Annotated in this window: 1 protein-coding gene; it reads left to right on the top strand. The window is 36.9% G+C overall.

Annotated elements, in window-relative coordinates; translation table 11 throughout:
* Window positions 1-74 precede the first annotated feature (74 nt).
* Window positions 75-554 (top strand): IS3 family transposase (locus AB4114_RS35850; RefSeq protein WP_441992684.1); only part of this gene is annotated, 480 nt, incomplete at its 3' end.

Below are 554 nucleotides of genomic sequence, written 5' to 3'. Positions count from 1 at the left end.
GCTCCTGAAGAGAAATTCAAACTTCAAATGAAAAAGGTAGAAAGAGAAAATGAACGGTTACGTGCGGAGAACTTATTCTTAAAAAAGTTAGAGGAGATCGAAAGGAGGCGAAACTAAGCCAAATCCGATTTAAGGATAAGTATGTCGCTATTCAAGAGCTTCACCAGAACGAAGGTTTAAGCGTTAGTTTACTTTGTGAAATTGCAGGTATTGCACGATCTGCATACTATAAGTGGCTTAATCGTACCCCTTCATYCCGAGAATTACTGAATGAAGAAATCATCAAAGAGATGAAAATTCTCCATGAAAAAGTTGATGGCATATTTGGTTATCGTCAAATGACCCTTCATATGAATAGAAAGTTCGAAGAGGAACTTAATCATAAAAGAATCTATCGACTGATGAAAATGGCTGGATTACGTTCTGTCATTCGTGTCAAGAAGAAGCAATATAAACGCTCTACACCTCAACATGTGGCAGAAAACATATTAGATCGGGAATTTACCGCGGAAAAACCAAATGAAAAATGGGTTACGGATGTAACAGAATTTAAG

Source organism: Paenibacillus sp. 2RAB27 (assembly GCF_052115445.1).
In the GTDB taxonomy this organism is placed as follows: domain Bacteria; phylum Bacillota; class Bacilli; order Paenibacillales; family NBRC-103111; genus Paenibacillus_E.
The sequence above is the reverse complement of the archived record's forward strand: the minus strand, read 5'-3'. Positions and strand labels throughout refer to the sequence as shown.